This is a genomic window from Halorussus salinus (assembly GCF_004765815.2).
GTDB classification, from domain to species: Archaea; Halobacteriota; Halobacteria; order Halobacteriales; family Haladaptataceae; genus Halorussus; species Halorussus salinus.
On the sequence record NZ_SBIS02000012.1, the window covers coordinates 107450 to 124756 of the forward strand.

Consider the following 17307-nt stretch of genomic DNA (forward strand, 5'->3'; position numbering starts at 1 on the left):
GGATTCTGTTACTCATCACCTCGTGGCTGACCGTTCGAGTATGCGGGACGGTACAACCGAGGAGCGTCTGTAACGTTCCTGTCGGTGCGGTTTGTTGGCGAACACTTTTCTTTCGGACATGTGTATCGAGGGGTCATGAGTCGAGATATCCGGCGAGAGATCAGTCTGGTGCAGTACGACGACCGGCAATGGTCGGCGACCGACGATATCCTTGAGGTCACCGTCCACGGAGAGACGAAGGAAGGAGTTCTTGAACAGTTGGACGCCGAAATCAAGCCCTCCGTCGACACCGACTTAGCTGAGCAGACGGAGGAGGATCTCGAAAAAGCCGTGTCGGATATTCTCTCGAATACCGAAGATAAAGAGTGCATAAAAGAGGCCATTGACTCCGCCTTAGAGGACCTCGACGAGCGCGAGTCAGACGACGATCCGGAGTTCACAATTTGACATCCTCCTCCGACTTTAGCCGGAGGACTCACGTCAGTTTCCATGATACAGATATCGCTGACTCTCCGAGAGTCAGCCGTGAGGAGCGTTCAGAGTTCGCCTCGCTCCTTCAACTCCGCAATTCGTCCGGCCATCTTCTCGGTCGCTCGCATCGCCGACGCCGCGGTCTTGACGACCCAATTAGTCGTCGCTCCGGTAGGCGTCGCCACCGCGCTTCTTGATCATCAAAACCCACAGAACCTTCTCGTTTCGACTCAGCCGACACCCGACGCGAAACGGCCCGACCCGGAGCTTCTGGTGTGGAACGCCAGCTAGCGGTTCGAGGTAGTCGTCGGGTTCTCGCCACTGGTCCTCGACTACTTCGTCCAACTTCGAGACGATGCGCTCGCGGGCGTAGTCGTCGAGGCCGTCGAAGGTCCGTTCCGCGCTGTCGGTGAGCCGCCAGTCCCACTCGTCACTCATCGTCCGTCGCACCGTCGCCGAGGTCGTACTCGTCCTTCACCTCGTCGCTGGAACTGGTCCGCCCTTCTTGGATGTCCACCTCGCTGGCGAGCATCGCTTTCAGGTCGGCGCGGTCGAAGTCGGGATGCTTCACCGCGTCGCGCAGCACGTCTCGAATGAACTCGCTCCGGCTGTTGTAGCCCAGTTCCTTCCACGTCCCGTCCACGTCGGCGAGAAACGTCTCGGTCATCCGGATATTCACAGTCGTCTTCTCGGGAGGAGTATCGGCTTCGGACATGGCTGTGTGTTGAATTTGTGTAGCAATAACGGTTACGCCGAGTGAAGCGTTCACTCTCCTCCGACCGTTGACCTCCTCCTGCGCCTGAAGACGGAGGTATGCGCTATCGGTCTGTATCACGCTAACCAATGAAGTCGATTTAAATTCCTCCGCATTGGTTAGTAATCGCCGTCGTCGTCCCGCCCTCTTCACGTGATCCCAAACGGCGACCACTCCTACTCCCTCTAAACTTCCGATACTTCACACCGACCAAACACGAACCCCGCGCCTACCCCACACAAATGACACTCTCGACCACAGCACGATGCACCACTACCATCCTCATCGGGAGTATTTCACCCGGCCACAAACGCTGTTGGCGGTAGAACCTCCACTTCACCCGCTCCGTCTCTACCGCTGGACACCGCTGGAAATACTATACGTACAGGTAAACGAACGGCGTCACCGCCACGAGGAGCCACTCTAAGGGGTGGGCTACACGTCGTGACGGATCCAAACCGTGGCCGAGTACGGGTGGTTGGGTGAGAGGTGTGTCCCTCTCGGGGCTTCTTTTGGTCCGGCCACTCCGTTATCCGGCCACCTCGTCTGTGTCCGGACCGTCAGTTCCACCAAGCGATGGCTCACCCGGAAGGTCGGCGTCTTTGGTTAACACCACGACGTTCTCCTTGTATGTCAGGCCGTCCGCGGTGCGTTTCTTCTGGGTGGTGATGAGTCGATGCTTGCTGAGTTCCCGCATCGCGTCGAGCGTCCGCCGGGCGAGTTCTTGGGCGTAGTTCTTCGACACGCCTTCCTCGTGACGCATAATCCAATCCGCGAGGTCCGAGGATTTGCAGTAGACGCGCCACCCGCTGCTCCCGCTAGTCCACAACTGGTAGCGGCCGGGATCGTCGCGTTTCCGCCACGCCTTCGCGGCTAATTCGTCCGGCTTGCGATTGGTGACGCTCGCGAGCATCTCATCGTCGTAGCGAGCGAGGCGTTGGAGTGGGAGGAGATCCGCGGTTGAATGTGCGACTGCGCCCCCGCGGTCGAGCGCATCCTCTTCACCGGGCAGGCGGGCATACTGGTTGCCGTCGTCTTTGGTGATGCGTTCGACGCGCTCGCCGTCCACATCCAGAAGTTCGTCCATGATGTTCGGTTCGACGTTCTCGTACCGGAGGTGGGCGCTCTTCTCTAGCTCGCGGGACTGGAGTTCCGCGATCATTGATCGAGTGCCGTTCGCTTTCGCTTCGAGCGCGCTGAGTCGTGCGTCGTGTTCGCCGTCGAGTGTCTCTTCTATGTCTGCGAGTCGTGCTTCGGCCTCGCGACGGGCCTCGCGTTCGGTGGCTAGTTCGTTGCGGAGGTCCTCGACTTCGGCTTGGAGATCGATGATCTGTTCGTGGAGGTCCGCGGTTGCTTGCTGGATTCGCTGTTCGACAAGTTCGTCAAGCTGTTGGGGGAGTCCGTCGTCGGTGGGAGTGTCGGTTGTCATAGATTCTCTGGGGGTGTCGGCAGGGATGGTTGCGTGGCGATACCGTCTGCTAGACGTGCGTGGGCGCGAGTGGGACGACTAAGAGCGAGTTTATGCTACCCGCGTGTTCTCCCGTGCAGGTATTGAGTCAGCGGACTCGCAGGGAGTTCCGCCTCGGGAACGTCGATATCGAGCGACGTAGCACTCCGCACAAACAACTGCGTCAGAAGACTTCGGCCCTCCTCGGTGAGGTCGCAGGTGAATCCCCGCGCGTCGTCCGGGTGATCGCTCTTGGCGACGAAGCCGCGTTCGACTAACTCATTCAGTCGCGGATAGAACTGGCCGCCCTCGGTATTCGTCTGACCGAGCGCTTCCAGTTCGTCCATGACATCCGTCCCAACCGGAGTGTCGTTCGCTTGGTTCGCGCGGTAGGTCGCCAGCAAGAGATCGCGTTTATAGCTCGTGAGATCGGCCGCCGTCGTCGCGATTGAGCGAGACGGCTTCATCGACTCTCACCTCCCGTGCGAGCAGTAGGTCCGCCGGGGAGTGTGCAACCACAGGGTTGGACCGTATGCTGGCTCGGGCTATCGGCAGTGATCGCGGCAATCTTCGAATTACAACACGGACACTCACCATCTTCCAGCGTCGTCGTGGTACTCATTGGCTGGTCACCTCCTCGTTCGCACGGCGAATCCGCTGACAAAACTGACAGGGTGCGTACCGCTGTGCTTGGGCTTCGCGACGGGCGAGTTGCGTGAGGTCGTCGTGGTCAACCGGGCACAGCGGGTCGTCGTTCTCGTCGGTTTCGTGGTAGGCATACGACCGCTGGCCCGTCGAACGAATGACCAGAACTGTTTCGTGTTCTGGGTAGCGGTCGTTCTTGATACGTATGTCGAGGTCCTCGCGCGTCGGGTCGTCCACCGTCTCCGGATCCGGACAGGTGTGCGACGAGAGTTGAATCGTTGGTGTCCCACAGTTGTCGCACACATCGAACGTCTCGGGAATCGCCTCAGTGAGATCCGGGCCGACCTCCTCGATAGCGTGGGTCATTTCGAGCTACCTCCATGCAGGCCGACCGCATCCGCGCGGCGCTTGGCATGTTCGATGAGGGGTTGCTCGGCAGTGTCGGTCGTCGCGTACTCGTTCGTGCGGCCATCCCTCTCGGCCTTCTCTAACAGACCGCATTCCACGAGTTGATCGAGATTCTGATAGAGGCGAGAATGATTGATATCATCGCCATACTGTTCATCGAGGTAGGCCTTGATGGCGAGACCTTTCGGCGGGGTGTCATTGTCGCGTTCCAGCGCGCGCACCGCGTACAGCAAGTCGCGCTCGAACGCTCGGAGGGTTCCGACCGATGTGAGAGTGTCAGCACTCATGCCCCGACACCTCCCGTCGAGTGGGTGATTGCTAGACTATCCGCTGGTCGTGCGGGAGTTTCAAGTCCCGCCGTCGTGTTTGCGTACATGCTTCCGTAGGCTGGATACGGGAGCGTCTCGCGGACCCGGTGGCCCAAACACCGGTCCGCTTGCTTTCTGTGATGGACCCATCGAGGAGTGACGGGTCCGCGTATCGTTCCCGTTAGAGAACATGTGCGAACACAGGGTACATAAATCTTCACATCAATTGTTGTGTCGTTCCTCAACAATCGTTGTGCAAGACTAGACATATCGACGCCGGTAAAAATGAGCGATTGGTGGTCCTCATCATGCGCAGACCCGGCGATTGGATGCAACTCCCCACCGACGAGCGCATTCTGGAAACGCTCGAATCGTCGGGTCTGATTCTCTCCCCCGCCGTTATCGCCAAGAACATCGACAGAAGCCGTCACGAAGTGAATCGGCGATTGACGGCTCTCGTGGACTACGGCCTTGTTGAGCGCGAAGAGAGAGGCTACTACATTATCAGCGAAACAGGCCAGCAGTATCTCGCGGGAGAGTTCGACGCGAGTACGCTCGACGAAGACGAGAAGTAGCCTGATGTCCAGCACGTCCGTCCATCGGTGAACTCGACTGTTACTCGTGTTTTTGATCGGCTTTGTCGCCGCGAGCGTCGAGTTCGTTATCTGGGTGACCTCGCTGGTGTAGCGCGCTCGCTTGACCGCCGTGTACTCGCGTTCAAAACGAGATTTGATGCCGAGACCCCTCGGCGAGTTCTCACTGTCACGTTCGAGCGCCCGGACCGCGTAGAGGAGATCACGCTCGAACGCTCGAAGATTCTCGACCGACACGGAAGTGTCGGCGCTCATCGCTGGACACCTCGCGTCGTGTGGGCGATTGCTAGACTATCCGCTGGTCGTGCGGGACATTCAAGTCCCGTCTGAGTATAGGCGAACATGCGGTTCGTTTCTCCTAACGACCGCATGGTGGGCGCGTGGGCCAACACGCGTCCATTTCTGCTGGACGAATCACCCACCAGCGGCCGTTGGTATAGGTTTGCTAATCATGGATACATAAATGTAACCCTATACAGACTCAATCTAAGTCCATATAGGCTATACTTATCACTAGTCGGAGATATTAAACGCGCGCATATAAAATTCCGGGACATGCGACCTCGCCCCTCGTGGGCTGGCAAATATGACGACCCAATCTTGGAGTTCCTAGCCGATACTAATGCCGCCCTCCCTCCTGCAGTCGTGGCATTCAATCTTGAATGGCAGAACATCGTTTCGCCCGCCTACTCAACAGTAAAGAGACGAATGCGCAAACTCACAACTCACGGCCTCCTCGAAAAAGTTGACCAAGAAGCCGGATACTATGCTATCACCGACAAGGGCCGAGCGTATCTCGCAGGCGATCTTGACGCCGAAGCACTGGAAAACGACGAGGAGTAGTGTGATGAGTGGTTCGTCAGTCCATCGTTGGATGCGACTGTTGCTCGTGTTTCTCGTCGGGTTCGTTGCCGCGAGCGTCGGGTTCGTTATCTGGATGACCTCGCTGGTGTAGCGCAACCTCCTCGGTCATCGTATGAGGTCGTGACATGCGGCCACGGACGGCGAGGGCGTCCGCCAGCCTCAGATTCAATTCCGTTGTGGGTTTTCTGGCTTCTACGACACGGCAGAGTTGGACCCAAACCACGCGACGAGCGATGTTTCAATCCCGATGTGGGTTTTCTGGGTTCTGCGACAGCGCGGTGAACGTGCTGGCGGCCAAACCGAGTATCGAGTTTCAATCCCGTCGTGGGTTTTCTGGGTTCTGCGACCCGGGAGTTGCGCGCAAGTCAACCTCGGCACCACGTTTCAATCCCGTCGTGGGTTTTCTGGGTTCTGCGACCTCACCGACCATCCGTCAATCAGTTCGGGCCTCGAAACGTTTCAATCCCGTCGTGGGTTTTCTGGGTTCTGCGACCCCGCGCTATCCCGCCCCGCCGAGAACGGTCGCCCCGTTTCAATCCCGTCGTGGGTTTTCTGGGTTCTGCGACTCCGCGTCGTCTACCTCCTCGCGGTCCCGCAACAGTGTTTCAATCCCGTCGTGGGTTTTCTGGGTTCTGCGACATGGCGCGACCTCACCGCCGGGCGGCGAAACGTCCTGTTTCAATCCCGTCGTGGGTTTTCTGGGTTCTGCGACGCCTCCCGAGTGGTCGGCAGTCTCGTCGTCCGATTGTTTCAATCCCGTCGTGGGTTTTCTGGGTTCTGCGACCCGTGCTGCCCAGCAGGACGGCTACCTGCGGAAAGGGTTTCAATCCCGTCGTGGGTTTTCTGGGTTCTGCGACTCGCTCGTCACCTTCTCGATTTCCATCTCGGCGTACGGTTTCAATCCCGTCGTGGGTTTTCTGGGTTCTGCGACAGAACTCCACAGTTGATGTCGAGGTTCTCCTCGAGCCGTTTCAATCCCGTCGTGGGTTTTCTGGGTTCTGCGACCGACCGCCCGGACGACCCACAGGAGCGTGTCGCCGTTTCAATCCCGTCGTGGGTTTTCTGGGTTCTGCGACCGGACGGTGCCCTCAACGATTTCGCGGTCCGGGTCGTTTCAATCCCGTCGTGGGTTTTCTGGGTTCTGCGACAGGTAAAAACACAGGTGATGCTCAGACTCCGAGAAAGTTTCAATCCCGTCGTGGGTTTTCTGGGTTCTGCGACAGGGGGTGAATATCGGGCCACAGGCCTCATAATGCTTTCTCTTGTCGCGAAACAGTGGCTGTGTTTCGTGGACCCCTGCTGTACGGACACTTAATAAAGGTCCACGAAGATGACCTTAGACGACGTTCGATTGTTCGTCAGGTGGCTCGGATCCAAGGTCAGTCGTTTCGTCTATACATGCCGAACACAGTCGATAGATGCGAATACGGTCGCCGTCACTCGGTTCAAGATGTCCTTCGAGTTCGTCCTCTAATTCGACTCGCTCGGCCTTCGAGACGTCAACCTCGAAGACGCTATACTGTTGCCACGCGCCGTAGCGTTGAAGCGTGCGATAGACACGACGGCGGTTCGCGTCCGAGGAGATGTCGTACGCAATTGCGAGTCGCATCAGTGTGTGACCTCCAGTGCGTGGTAGTCGTCGAGTTCACCGGTGATTGCTTTCCGAAGGAGAATTGCTTGCTGGCGGACTGCCTTTCGACGCGTCACCTCGTACTCGAAGTAGGGATGGGTCAGCTTCTCGGTCATGTACTCGTCGAACTTCGAGAGGTACGTCTGAAACGAGTCGTCTTGGAGGTGATTGTCCTGCGTGAACTCGTCGTGGGTGATCGTACCCCGGTTGACGAGTCGCGTGACGAACGAATCACAAAATAGCGGCCGGAACTCCTCTTGGAGGTCAAGTGCTAGCGACGGTCGCCCGTGACGGTCTGCGTGTAGGACACCGAGGAAGGGGTCGAGATTGTACTGTCGAAGCGCGCTCAACACTTCGTTTTTCATCATCACGTACGTGAGCGAGAGCAACGAATTGATGTGGTCTTCTGGTGGTCGTTTCGTCCGAGTCTCGAACGTCCAGCCGTCGACGAGTGCTTCGTCGAGTAACCCGAAGTACCGCTCCGCGGCCTCTCCTTCTGCACCACGGAGTTCGTCTTTCGAGTCTGCTTCCGACGCACGAAGGCGTAAATCTTCGAGGAGTTCCGTTCCGGTTACGCCTTTGCGCCCGAGGAGCGTTCGAGCATTTCGAATCTTCGCCGCGATCATCGCCCGTGCGATAGCTAGCTCCTCTTCGTCCGTGAGTGCGTACTGGGCGCGGCGGACCGCCGCGATGGTGTTTTTCTCGGGGACGAAACTGCCTCGGTACTGGCCTCGCTCAGTGAAGTAATTCAGAACGATACCGTGTTCGTTCGCGCGACGAACGAACGGTGTCGAGAAGTTCACACCGCCGAACACGTTGAGGGTGTCGAGTTTTTCTGCCGGGAACGATGCCAGCTCGCCGTCGTCTCCATCGACATCGTATACGGTTATCCGGCCTTGGTCGGTTCGCACCTGCGTTCCCTGCGTCGTGACGTACACGACCGAATCGTCAAACAGTCCTTCGCTCGCTTTCATAATTCGTCCTCCCAGCCAGTTCCGGCGACTCGCTCGGGTTCGAGTTTCGCAGTCTCGGCGGGCATGCAGTACTCGCGCACCGAACATGCTTCGCACTTGGTCGGATTATCGGTGAACGGTGGCACCGAATCAAGGCTCATCGACTGAATCGCTTCGACCGTCTCACGGACCGCTTCTCGGTGGTCCTCGGTTATTGGAACATGCATGCGTTGGTCAGTTTCGTACAGATAAATCGCTCCTTCTCGCACCTGTTCCTCGATGTGTTCTTCGAGTAACATGCAGTAGCCTGCCAGCTGAAGTTCGTCGCTTTTGTAGTAGTCCCCGCTCTCGGCTCGCTTTCGTTCGACGGGAACTGTTCGAGCGCCTTCGAGGTCGAGGACGTCGATCTTCCCTTTCAGGCCGTGCGTTTCGGATTCAAGATAGAGTTCGTTTAACCAGTCGCCACGCGACGACTGGTTTTCGTGAGTGGTCTTTCCCTCAACGCGCTCGTAGCTTCGACCTTGCGTGTCGTAGAAATGCAAATACCAGTATCGCCGCGGACAATACGCGTACTGATTCAGGTCGGAGACGTTGACGAGTTCGTCGGTCATACCTGACGGCGTTCGACGTCGATAGTCGGCGGGCCGGACCCCTCGTCGTCGACTGTAATCTCGTGGGTTGTCGTGGTGAGCGTCTCGGGAACGATTGCGTCGGTAATCCGAACGATGTCGAAGAACCGATGCAGGAGCTTTGGAGAGACGTCGAGCTTGTCCCGCTGTTCGACCCGGTCGATTTCTCGGTGAATCTTCTCCTGTAGCGTCGCCTCAATCTCCGATGTCGGTTCGTGATAGGGCGTCGGCTCCGTCTCGTAGCCCGGCAGCCGGGCAGTCACCACAGCAGGCGACGCCTCGTCTCTCGGCTCAACTGCGAGTACGTTCCCTTCACGGACCTGTTCGATGTCGTAATACCGCAACGTTCGACTGATATCGTACGTCGTCACCCCGACCCGGTCGCCACGCGGATACTCGATCTGTGCGTTGAGTGACCGACCACGGAGACCACGAAATGCCTTGAAACACTGTTCGGTGAAGTTGAGAAGTTTCGCTTCGGGACTTGACCGCTGATAGCCGCCGAGCGAACCGACATCTTCGAGTTCGCGCTGCACATCGTCGATGAATCCTCGCCAGCGACCGTACTGTTCTACGTCCGTGGCAAGGTCGGCGTAAATTTCGGGATTGAATCCACTGTATCTGTCTTCCCGGACTGCGATTCCGTAAGCACCGCGAAACCCAACGAGGTCGGCGAGCGCAGTCTGCGACGTGTCTTCGTCCTGCAATCCCTCGTACACTTGTTTTACGAAAGTAGGGAAATCAACATCGTCACCCCACGGTCCCTGACCGAGTCCGTACACATGGACCGACGCTTCGGAGACTCGGCCAGCCCGACCGAACCGCTGAACGAACGCGCTCGGTCGTGTCGGATTCTCCATCACCAGCGTCGTCACGTCGTAGTCCAGTCCGACTTCACCCTTACTCGTCGTATTCAAGATGTAGAAGGTCTCATCGTCGAGGTCAACCTCCTCGTCGTTCGTGTCGAAACCGTTGTCTTTCTCGGCGTGTTCGAAGACGTCCGGATACTCTCTTGCGAGAAAGTCGTGGAAATCGTTGCTATCCTTCGCACTGTTGAACGTCAAGACGACTTGCGGTTCGTCATACGCTGCAACTGAGTCGAGTTCTGCCTGTAGTAGTTCCGCGACTGCCTCGCGATCATCTACGATCCGCCGGTCTTCGTGGCGGGTAACGTCGATAGACTGTCGGAACTGGTCGCCCGACTCGACGTATTCGGCTTCGATATCGTGAACGTCAAGCCGGAGTTGCGTCCGAACGAACTCCACGAAGTCCTCGTCCGGCGTCGCAGAAGCGAGTAAAACCTTCGGGCTTGCACTCCGCTCCGCGATGATCTTCGTCTGAAGGAGGAGACCGCCTGCGGCGAGTGGGTCGTAGAAGTGGAACTCGTCGTAGACGATGGCGTTGAATCCGTTGAAAAATTCTATTGCGTGGTCACCACGATAGAGGTCTTGGATTGTCGCCTGCAGGATGTCCGGGTTAGTAAGAACGACTTCGTGGTCGTTCACGTACGTGTTCAGATACGCCAAGAGATTCTCGGTCCGTTCGTGGCCGTGTCCGTCGAGCGTTGTGCCGTTTAATACAGCCGCGTTGACGCCCGCTGTATCGAACCGGTCGCGTTGCTGTCGCAGGAGTGCGTTCGTTGGATACACTAACAGCGTCAGGTCTTCTGTCTCGATGAGTTCGTGGAACGTGGCGGTCTTTCCGGCTCCGGTAGGGGCACGGAGTGCAGCGACCGGTGCCTCGCCTTCGTGAACCCACTCGACAACGCGATTCTGGAACGCGCGCGCATGGTCGAAATCGCCGTCAGCCAAGCCGTATTTCGGAGATTCCGTCGCCAGCGACGCACCAGAAACAGTGAATTGGTCCATCAAACGACCTCCGGAACGAGATGCTCGCTCACGAATTGAGGATCTACGCCGACGAAATGCTGGAGTCGTGGATCGTTTCCGCGACGGAACGACTCACTCTCCTCCATCAGTCGAGTGAGTGTCGTGTCGTCGACCTCGTACACCTCCGAGAGGAGGTACTTGTTCAGGACGATGGTATCCTGTTGGCACCGTCGTGCCCGGAACTCGCCTGTCTGTTTGATTCCCATTCGGAAGAACGGACGTTCCGGGATATTCTGTTCACTCCAGATCGTGAACTCGAACGTCGAGCCGGGAGCGATACCGATGTAGTTCCGAATCGTTTGGTAGGCCGCTCCGGAGTCTTCGAGAATCGACGGGACGGACTTGTCACCGGTGATCTGTCCTGCGAGGTCCGAGTCGTTCGTCGTGAAGTTCCGTTCGGACCGATAGTCGGTACTCCGAAAGGTTCGCTCGTCGGTTTCGACGGCAATCGGCCGCATGTCCGAGACGAAAAACGGCGCGTCCGCTAAGTGCGAGTAGTCCGGACTCGTCGCCTGCTCGCCGAACTCGGCGTACCGTTTCTCCATGTCGAAGTAACGGTAGCCGATGGCGTGCATGAGCGCCGTCGCGGACAGCGTCGGCTGTGTCCGAATCGCACGCCCCTCTGAGCTAGAGTAGAAGAGGGGTGTGTACAGCGTCGCCTCGAACGTCCGTTCAATCATCGTCGAGGTTGAAGCTCTCCCGTGCGTCGTCCATCAACTCGGTGAACTCCGCTCGAAGCGTCTCGTCGGCGTCGTCCGTCTCGCGGGCGGCAACGGCCTGTAGCTCCTCAAACCACTCCGGCGGTTCCTCACCGGCTTCGAAGTGACCGTACACGTCCCAGTCTGCCCGCCGGACTTCCTCGATGTAGTCGCTGAGACTCTCCGTGAGGCCACGGTCCTCCTTGCGGTACTCCAAGAGGAGTTCGCCGGTCGAGAGGGATGTGTCGTGGTCGCCGAGGATGACGCCCAAAATCTCGTTGCGGACGTTCCGTCCAGTTCGAGTCTCACGAGCGCCGTACTTTCCGGTGTTGAGGATGTTGTGGAGGACGTACAGCAACATCGGTCCGGTCGCCGCCTCCAGTGTGACGAAATGAAGGAGGTCGTTGCCCGGTTGGACTTTCACGAAGTCGAACAGGGCTTGGGACTGGTCGCCTTCGTCGTCCTGCATGGTCCCTGTCTCGTAGACCGCGTTTCGCGTTTCCTTGTTCATCAGGTCGTACTCGTCAGTCGTGTAGGTGTACCCTTCCACGACGCGGGACTTGATAGCGAAATCTTGATCGCCAGTTCCAGCCAGTCCGTAGGTGAGCGTCCCGACGTTCAGCGCCGTGTCGAGTTCGTTCGGCTCGTTGTACGTGTACTCGTCGTCAATGAGCGACCCGTCGTCGTCGAGTCGCCGGAGCAAGTCGAGTCCGGTGAGCCGTTCCTTGCTGGTGAACTTCTCGCCGTTCACCTGTGCGTGGAGTTTGTCACCGAACTCTTGGGTCTCAGCACGGTCGTGGTTCGAGTTCCGGAACAGCGTCGGTTCCGTGATGTCTCGCTTCACCACGAGCGTGACGGTCGGCTTTCGCGTTCGGTAGATGCTGTGCGATTCGACGAGTCCTTTATCGGGGTAATTGAGTGTCATTGTCGGTCTTGGAGTGCTTGGTCGTAAGCGTAGTAGTACGAGTTCACGAGCGCGTCTTCCCAGTCGGAGAGTTTCTTCAGGTCGTAGAGATCGTTTTCAACGAGGTACATCCGAATCGCCTCAACGAAGGCCTCGGCTTCACCGACCTCAACGTATCCAGCATAATCTTCGCGGTCGGCGACGGCGTACACTTGACTCTCGACGTACTCGACCAGTTCGTCGTCGTCCATCTGTTGATTCTTTCCACTGAGGAAGGCGTCAAGCGCCTCGCGGAACACTTTCGTCTTCTTGTACTTGCTGTTGTACTGTTGGCCGAACAGATCGATACCTCGCTCGGCAACGGTTTTCATGTCCATGAGTGCATCTTCGTGGTAGTTCTCGAAGTACTCCCGGAGGTCCGAAAGCCGGGTTGCGTTTTCGTGGTTGACGACTGCGAAGTCAGCGATACTATGGAACGTGTCACGGTCAAGGTGGATGTACGGGTTCGAAAGGTCCGCGTCCCGCCCAACCATCGCCATGATTTTGAACAACTGGAGCGCGCGACGGAAGTGAGAATCCGTTCGCCCGTCCGTCACGAAGTCCGGAAGCGGACCAAACCGCTCGACTTCATCCAGCCCGAGGAGTTCTTGCGGTCGGGTGGCCTCCTCGTCCGTGAAGACCGCGTCCGCGCTCTCGAAGCGCGTGAACGGCCGTCCCACGACCACCTTCATCCCGGTTTCTTGGGCGGTCTGCATCACCTGCCGGATGACTGCCATCCGGTGGTTTTCGTCCATGACGTACACTGGCTGGAGGAAGTACTGCGGTCCGAAAAGATTCACCTCCAGTTCCATATCGTCCATCTCGTCGGCGTCGCCCTGCACGACGTTCCCGACTCGTCGGCTCCGAACTCGAACGTCTCCGAGGAAGTCGTCAAAGTAGAAATACGCGACTTCCAGTGAGTTGTTCGTGCTAACGTCGGTCCGTTCACAAAGGTCTGCGAGCAGTGCATACTCCAAGTTGCACACTTCACAAATCGACTTATACTTCGCGTGGGGCGGAACGCGACGCGAGTACTCTTGAGTCCGGTAAATCCCGCTGATACCTTTCTGGTACTTCGTATCGGTCTCCGCACCACAAAGGAAGCACATCTCCTCTTTCCCACCGAGGTCCGGAGCGGCCTGCCCCTCGAAGAACCGCTTGGCGACAGCACCGATTGCATCGCTCTCCGGTTCGAGGTCGTCGTGGAGTTTCGGCCGTATCTCGTCCGCAAACGAATCAAGGAATCCGGCATGGTCCTCGTAGTGCTGGACGAGGTACGCGACGAAATGCAATTTGACCTTCTGGACGCCTTGCTCGTCCTTGATTCGGTCGTAAGCATCCTGCACACCGGAGTCGTCGAACTCCGACCGTCCGTCGACGTAAATCGCCTTGGCCAGCACGGGAAAGTACTGGTCGAACTCCTCGGGAATATACTCGAACGGTTCGACTCCAGCCGACCCTCGTTCGAGGAGGTCACGAAACGCCTCGGCGATAATTCGCTCCTTTTCTTCGACTCCCATTTCGACCTCCGCGAGAATGTCGTAGTCGAACGAGTTCCAAGACAGCTTGCACGAGAACGAAAACTCGCTGCCGATCTTGTCGGGGAGCGTACTCTCTACTTCTTGCCGGAGAGCTTCGCGCTCGATCTCCTCGCCGAGGTAGAGTATCGTGTCGGGCGAACTGCCGACGACAACGCCACTCGTCTTGTGATCGGCATCACCCGCGACAACTTCCTTGGTCGTCCCAAGTAGGAGGTCGTTCAAGAGTGGCTGTTCAAGTTCTGTGAACTCTACGAGATGGACCGTCTCATCGTCGAAATACGTTGTGAGCGAATCGTAGACGCCCCCGACTCCATCCCGAAGTGCGACTGACGCCGCAACATCGCCAAGACGACAGTATCGCTCCAACCCGCTAAACTCGGTGTCGACACCGCGCGTTTCACGGCTGTCCTCACGCTTCTCGGTCCGCTGGACGAGATAATGCAAGTCCTCGCGATAACCCTCACCGAGGAACTCCTCGATACCAAAGTCGTCACCCGGTCCCTCCTCGGGGTCGAAATAGTACTCAAAAGCCTCCTCGGTGTTTCCGTGGGCATCGAACCCGTAGGCCTCACGCACATACTTGTTCGTGTCGTGGAGTGCGAGCGCGGCCGCGAGGACTTCGATGTCCTCCATGTACTCATCTTCGATGTCGGCGTCCGGCTCGATGGCCTCGAAGACGAACGCGTTGACGCCAACCGTGACGGCATTCAGAATGTGCGCCGCCAGCGAGCAATTCGCAGACGAATCAACCTTCGCATCGTACTCACCTGCTGCACCGATAACGTTCCGGTAGAGGTCGCTGCTGCCGACGAGCCACTCGTGGACTTCTCGGGCCGCGTTCGGGTTCATCGCTCAGACACCTCACGTACTTCGACCACACGAAGTACTGTGTGAGTCGATGGACGACTATCGATTCCTCCGGCATATAACTCATACTTTGTGTTCTCTTTCAGGTTGGAATTATTAGATACGAATTCGTGTTTTTTCCCGTTATCAAACTGCAGAATTCCTTTGTAGGACTCCCGCACTTCCACTCCTCCATCGAGTGTGTTCTCACAGATAGAGAATTGCCTTCCTCGATAACCTCGATTGTTCCCTCTCATGTCTATACCCATATAGAAGAAGAACACACTAAAATCTAGGGGAGGTGCTAAGTGTTTACCAGCGAAGGCAGAAGGTAGACCAAACAATTTAGTAAGTTCTCTCGATAAGGTAGAATGCAAACCCGACGAGGGATTGAAACCTAAGCGGTTACCAGCGGACCAGAGAAAACCCATTCCGTGGGATTCCCTATTTTTTGCAACACTCATCGTTCGGACACCTCCACAGTCACGTCTCCACACCCGCGCGAGACCGCGCTCCCGATACCACCGAACTCCGCGAAGAGCGCGAGCGCGACGACCGCATTCTGAACACTCGAACTAGCGTTCTTGAACGCGTACTCACACACTCCCGAGAAGCCTTGCCGGAAGATGTTCCGGTTCTCCCCATTGTCCTTCGTTACTCGATTCACCAGCACCGAGTGAGTCCGATACGCACGAGCGTCAGGTTTCTCAATGACCGACCCAGCTATCGTGTCCCGGTCGATATCGAAGCGAAGCTCTTGCGGAGCAGTCTTACCCCATTTCCCGACGAGACTGTTGAAAACTGGGACTCTGTGGGGGAACATGGTTGTCACTTCGTTCGCTTCTTCGATACAGGTCGGCGAGCGGAACTGCATCTGGACGCTCGGATTCTCGTACTCGCTCGCGCGGTCGAGAAGGTCGGCGTGTGTCGTATTTGTACTCTCAAACTCGTGAACGTGAAAGGTCCCGTTCGTGAGTTCGAGTTGATCACCGTCGAGGACGAGTGCTTGGACGAGCGCCTGAAACACCTCGGCGTCTGCCGGGTCAGTAACTCCGAGCGTGAGGTTGTAGGTCTGGTCCGGGAGAATCGTTTTGTGGTGTCGTTGGTCGCTCTCGCCGAACGTGCCACGGAGGGCGCTGACTCGTAGGCCACCGAGCGGGGCATCGTGAACGTGGGCGCTCGTTGTTTCATCGACTGCCGCGAGTCGGTCGAGGATGGCACCGTAGAGCGAGTACCCGTCGGATTTGGGAACGGGAAACCGAGACTCGGGGACGAGCGAGATATCGATGTACCGGAGTCGTTGGCCCTCCGTCTCCACGTCGGTCGTCGCCATACTCTATAGCTGAGTGGCATTACTGATAAAAATTTTCTAGTTGTTTAGATTTTTTCAGTGAGACGCAATCGACTGGGACGATTGCAGTCTCCTACAACGACACCACTAACACGATACCCGACCAACACGTCCCTATGACTACGTTCGTTCTCCCGATTGGATTCGATACTCGACGTATCACACGCCCTGTCGTCACGCACGGCGTCAACGCTGACGATACCATTATTCTTCTACGCCCAGACGACGATTCCGATAACGAGCAATCATCGCGTGCGATTGCAGACGTCAAGCAATTTCTGCACGAAATCGAACCGAACGTTACAGTAAGCGTCAAGCACGTTCGTCGCGGCGATTTCACGCAGACGGTCAACGACTGTTCGGAAATACTCGCCGAGGTGGAGAATCCTGTCGTTGGTCTTTGCGGCGGTCCCCGAGATATTCTGCTCCCCCTTACTGTCGTATCGGCGGTACACGCCGACCGACTGGAGCAAACCTACGTTTTCAGTGACATCGACCAATCAGTCCAAGAGTGGACGCTCCCGCCAGTGACCGCACCAGTACCTGATGCGGCCGCTGAAACCCTGCGGTCAGTCGCGGCAACTGGTCCCTGCTCGCTGTCCACGCTCGCCGAGCAAACGGATAAATCGAAGAGTACAGTCGGGAGGCATCTCGACACGTTGGAAGAAATTGGTCTCGTTCGAAGCTGGATGGAAGGAAAGCACCGCCATATCGAAATTACCGATGCGGCTCGTCTCCTCACTCGGTGACGGACACCAGAATTTCGTGGACCTTTATTAACTGTCCGTACAGCAGGGGTCCACGAAGCAACCCTAATCTCTAACAGCGAGAGAAAAGGCTATGTTGCCTCTCCCGCGATTTTCACCCCCTGTCACAGAACCCAGAAAACCCACGACGGGATTGAAACTCTGCGAGTCCGCCACCGACCCACTGTCCGGCGTTCTGTCACAGAACCCAGAAAACCCACGACGGGATTGAAACTACGATGCTCCCGAGTCTCCCACTGGTGACCTATCGTCACAGAACCCAGAAAACCCACGACGGGATTGAAACGTCGTGATGGAGTGGACTACGACCGCCGACTGGGACGTCACAGAACCCAGAAAACCCACGACGGGATTGAAACACGACTGCGTTCGTGATGCGGTCGGACCCCCGCGTCACAGAACCCAGAAAACCCACGACGGGATTGAAACACGTTCGATCGAGGGTATGCGTCTTGGTTCACCAGGTCACAGAACCCAGAAAACCCACGACGGGATTGAAACCCGTTCACGCCGAAGGAGGTCCACGAGGCTCGGGACAGTCACAGAACCCAGAAAACCCACGACGGGATT

Annotated in this window: 18 protein-coding genes and 2 CRISPR repeat arrays (1 of these 20 running past the window's edge); of the genes, 4 read left to right on the forward strand and 14 right to left on the reverse strand. The window is 57.4% G+C overall.

Going from position 1 to position 17307, the window contains the following annotated elements; translation table 11 throughout:
* Positions 1–135 precede the first annotated feature (135 nt).
* Complete coding sequence (locus tag EPL00_RS21465; RefSeq protein WP_135855243.1) at positions 136–447, forward strand: hypothetical protein; 312 nt, start codon at positions 136–138, stop codon at positions 445–447.
* Between the two features lie 180 nt (positions 448–627).
* Here EPL00_RS21465 and EPL00_RS21470 read toward each other — a convergent pair whose 3' ends face one another.
* The 6 genes from EPL00_RS21470 to EPL00_RS21495 form a co-directional block, all read right to left on the reverse strand.
* Positions 628–909, reverse strand: a complete 282-nt coding sequence (locus tag EPL00_RS21470) for a type II toxin-antitoxin system RelE family toxin (protein WP_135855244.1) — start codon at positions 907–909, stop codon at positions 628–630.
* Entirely contained in the window at positions 902–1186 is a 285-nt protein-coding gene (locus EPL00_RS21475; protein ID WP_135855245.1) for a ribbon-helix-helix domain-containing protein, read from the reverse strand. Before EPL00_RS21475 ends, EPL00_RS21470 begins: the two co-directional genes overlap by 8 nt.
* 568 nt (positions 1187–1754) lie before the next feature.
* On the reverse strand, positions 1755–2654 hold the full coding sequence (locus EPL00_RS21480) for a hypothetical protein (RefSeq protein WP_135855246.1): 900 nt from the start codon (positions 2652–2654) through the stop codon (positions 1755–1757).
* A 95-nt stretch (positions 2655–2749) separates the two neighbouring features.
* Complete coding sequence (locus EPL00_RS21485) at positions 2750–3019, reverse strand: hypothetical protein (protein ID WP_135855247.1); 270 nt, start codon at positions 3017–3019, stop codon at positions 2750–2752.
* 271 nt (positions 3020–3290) lie between these two features.
* Complete coding sequence (locus EPL00_RS21490) at positions 3291–3683, reverse strand: hypothetical protein (RefSeq protein WP_135855248.1); 393 nt, start codon at positions 3681–3683, stop codon at positions 3291–3293.
* A complete protein-coding gene (locus tag EPL00_RS21495) occupies positions 3680–4012 on the reverse strand; it encodes a helix-turn-helix transcriptional regulator (protein WP_135855249.1) in 333 nt (110 codons plus the stop codon). The genes EPL00_RS21490 and EPL00_RS21495 overlap by 4 nt, the downstream gene beginning before the upstream one ends.
* 329 nt (positions 4013–4341) lie before the next feature.
* On the opposite strand from EPL00_RS21495, the gene EPL00_RS24215 reads away from it, so the two are divergent.
* The gene (locus EPL00_RS24215; RefSeq protein WP_135855250.1) at positions 4342–4608 is read left to right on the forward strand and encodes a transcriptional regulator; all 267 of its coding nucleotides are present in this window, start codon (positions 4342–4344) and stop codon (positions 4606–4608) included.
* Positions 4609–5181: 573 nt separating this feature from the next.
* Positions 5182–5469 carry a hypothetical protein gene (locus tag EPL00_RS21505; RefSeq protein ID WP_135855251.1) on the forward strand — a complete coding sequence of 96 codons (288 nt, stop codon included), beginning with the start codon at positions 5182–5184 and terminating at the stop codon, positions 5467–5469.
* A gap of 183 nt (positions 5470–5652) precedes the next feature.
* Positions 5653–6711: a CRISPR direct-repeat array (repeat unit 37 nt; unit sequence GTTTCAATCCCGTCGTGGGTTTTCTGGGTTCTGCGAC).
* Positions 6712–6826: 115 nt separating this feature from the next.
* Here the strand turns inward: EPL00_RS21505 and cas2 are convergent.
* The 8 genes from cas2 to cas6 form a co-directional block, all read right to left on the reverse strand.
* On the reverse strand, positions 6827–7099 hold the full coding sequence (gene cas2 / locus EPL00_RS21510) for a CRISPR-associated endonuclease Cas2 (RefSeq protein WP_135855252.1): 273 nt from the start codon (positions 7097–7099) through the stop codon (positions 6827–6829).
* Entirely contained in the window at positions 7099–8094 is a 996-nt protein-coding gene (cas1, locus tag EPL00_RS21515) for a CRISPR-associated endonuclease Cas1 (RefSeq protein WP_135855253.1), read from the reverse strand. Before cas1 ends, cas2 begins: the two co-directional genes overlap by 1 nt.
* Positions 8091–8684, reverse strand: a complete 594-nt coding sequence (gene cas4, locus EPL00_RS21520; RefSeq protein WP_135855254.1) for a CRISPR-associated protein Cas4 — start codon at positions 8682–8684, stop codon at positions 8091–8093. Before cas4 ends, cas1 begins: the two co-directional genes overlap by 4 nt.
* On the reverse strand, positions 8681–10570 hold the full coding sequence (cas3, locus tag EPL00_RS21525; RefSeq protein ID WP_135855255.1) for a type I-D CRISPR-associated helicase Cas3': 1890 nt from the start codon (positions 10568–10570) through the stop codon (positions 8681–8683). The genes cas4 and cas3 overlap by 4 nt, the downstream gene beginning before the upstream one ends.
* Complete coding sequence (locus EPL00_RS21530) at positions 10570–11271, reverse strand: hypothetical protein (RefSeq protein WP_135855256.1); 702 nt, start codon at positions 11269–11271, stop codon at positions 10570–10572. The genes cas3 and EPL00_RS21530 overlap by 1 nt, the downstream gene beginning before the upstream one ends.
* Entirely contained in the window at positions 11264–12214 is a 951-nt protein-coding gene (cas7d, locus tag EPL00_RS21535; protein WP_135855257.1) for a type I-D CRISPR-associated protein Cas7/Csc2, read from the reverse strand. Before cas7d ends, EPL00_RS21530 begins: the two co-directional genes overlap by 8 nt.
* Entirely contained in the window at positions 12211–14622 is a 2412-nt protein-coding gene (locus EPL00_RS21540; protein ID WP_238398284.1) for a hypothetical protein, read from the reverse strand. The genes cas7d and EPL00_RS21540 overlap by 4 nt, the downstream gene beginning before the upstream one ends.
* 457 nt (positions 14623–15079) lie before the next feature.
* Positions 15080–15952 carry a CRISPR system precrRNA processing endoribonuclease RAMP protein Cas6 gene (gene cas6 / locus EPL00_RS21545; RefSeq protein WP_135855258.1) on the reverse strand — a complete coding sequence of 291 codons (873 nt, stop codon included), beginning with the start codon at positions 15950–15952 and terminating at the stop codon, positions 15080–15082.
* Positions 15953–16086: 134 nt separating this feature from the next.
* Between cas6 and csa3 the strand changes: the two genes are divergently transcribed.
* Positions 16087–16719, forward strand: a complete 633-nt coding sequence (gene csa3 / locus EPL00_RS21550; protein ID WP_135855259.1) for a CRISPR-associated CARF protein Csa3 — start codon at positions 16087–16089, stop codon at positions 16717–16719.
* A gap of 121 nt (positions 16720–16840) precedes the next feature.
* A CRISPR array of direct repeats spans positions 16841–17307; the repeat unit is 37 nt; unit sequence GTCACAGAACCCAGAAAACCCACGACGGGATTGAAAC (it continues 957 nt past the right edge of the window).

Excerpts from the sequence above, each read along its gene's own strand:
- EPL00_RS21480 (WP_135855246.1), bottom strand. The coding sequence starts at position 2,654 with ATGACAACCGACACTCCCACCGACGACGGACTCCCCCAACAGCTTGAC.
- EPL00_RS21485 (WP_135855247.1), bottom strand. The coding sequence starts at position 3,019 with ATGGACGAACTGGAAGCGCTCGGTCAGACGAATACCGAGGGCGGCCAG.
- cas1 (WP_135855253.1), bottom strand. The coding sequence starts at position 8,094 with ATGAAAGCGAGCGAAGGACTGTTTGACGATTCGGTCGTGTACGTCACG.
- EPL00_RS21495 (WP_135855249.1), bottom strand. The coding sequence starts at position 4,012 with ATGAGTGCTGACACTCTCACATCGGTCGGAACCCTCCGAGCGTTCGAG.
- cas7d (WP_135855257.1), bottom strand. The coding sequence starts at position 12,214 with ATGACACTCAATTACCCCGATAAAGGACTCGTCGAATCGCACAGCATC.
- EPL00_RS21505 (WP_135855251.1), top strand. The coding sequence starts at position 5,182 with ATGCGACCTCGCCCCTCGTGGGCTGGCAAATATGACGACCCAATCTTG.
- csa3 (WP_135855259.1), top strand. The coding sequence starts at position 16,087 with ATGACTACGTTCGTTCTCCCGATTGGATTCGATACTCGACGTATCACA.
- EPL00_RS21540 (WP_238398284.1), bottom strand. The coding sequence starts at position 14,622 with ATGAACCCGAACGCGGCCCGAGAAGTCCACGAGTGGCTCGTCGGCAGC.
- cas3 (WP_135855255.1), bottom strand. The coding sequence starts at position 10,570 with ATGGACCAATTCACTGTTTCTGGTGCGTCGCTGGCGACGGAATCTCCG.
- cas6 (WP_135855258.1), bottom strand. The coding sequence starts at position 15,952 with ATGGCGACGACCGACGTGGAGACGGAGGGCCAACGACTCCGGTACATC.
- EPL00_RS24215 (WP_135855250.1), top strand. The coding sequence starts at position 4,342 with ATGCGCAGACCCGGCGATTGGATGCAACTCCCCACCGACGAGCGCATT.
- cas4 (WP_135855254.1), bottom strand. The coding sequence starts at position 8,684 with ATGACCGACGAACTCGTCAACGTCTCCGACCTGAATCAGTACGCGTAT.
- EPL00_RS21470 (WP_135855244.1), bottom strand. The coding sequence starts at position 909 with ATGAGTGACGAGTGGGACTGGCGGCTCACCGACAGCGCGGAACGGACC.
- EPL00_RS21490 (WP_135855248.1), bottom strand. The coding sequence starts at position 3,683 with ATGACCCACGCTATCGAGGAGGTCGGCCCGGATCTCACTGAGGCGATT.
- EPL00_RS21465 (WP_135855243.1), top strand. The coding sequence starts at position 136 with ATGAGTCGAGATATCCGGCGAGAGATCAGTCTGGTGCAGTACGACGAC.
- cas2 (WP_135855252.1), bottom strand. The coding sequence starts at position 7,099 with ATGCGACTCGCAATTGCGTACGACATCTCCTCGGACGCGAACCGCCGT.
- EPL00_RS21475 (WP_135855245.1), bottom strand. The coding sequence starts at position 1,186 with ATGTCCGAAGCCGATACTCCTCCCGAGAAGACGACTGTGAATATCCGG.
- EPL00_RS21530 (WP_135855256.1), bottom strand. The coding sequence starts at position 11,271 with ATGATTGAACGGACGTTCGAGGCGACGCTGTACACACCCCTCTTCTAC.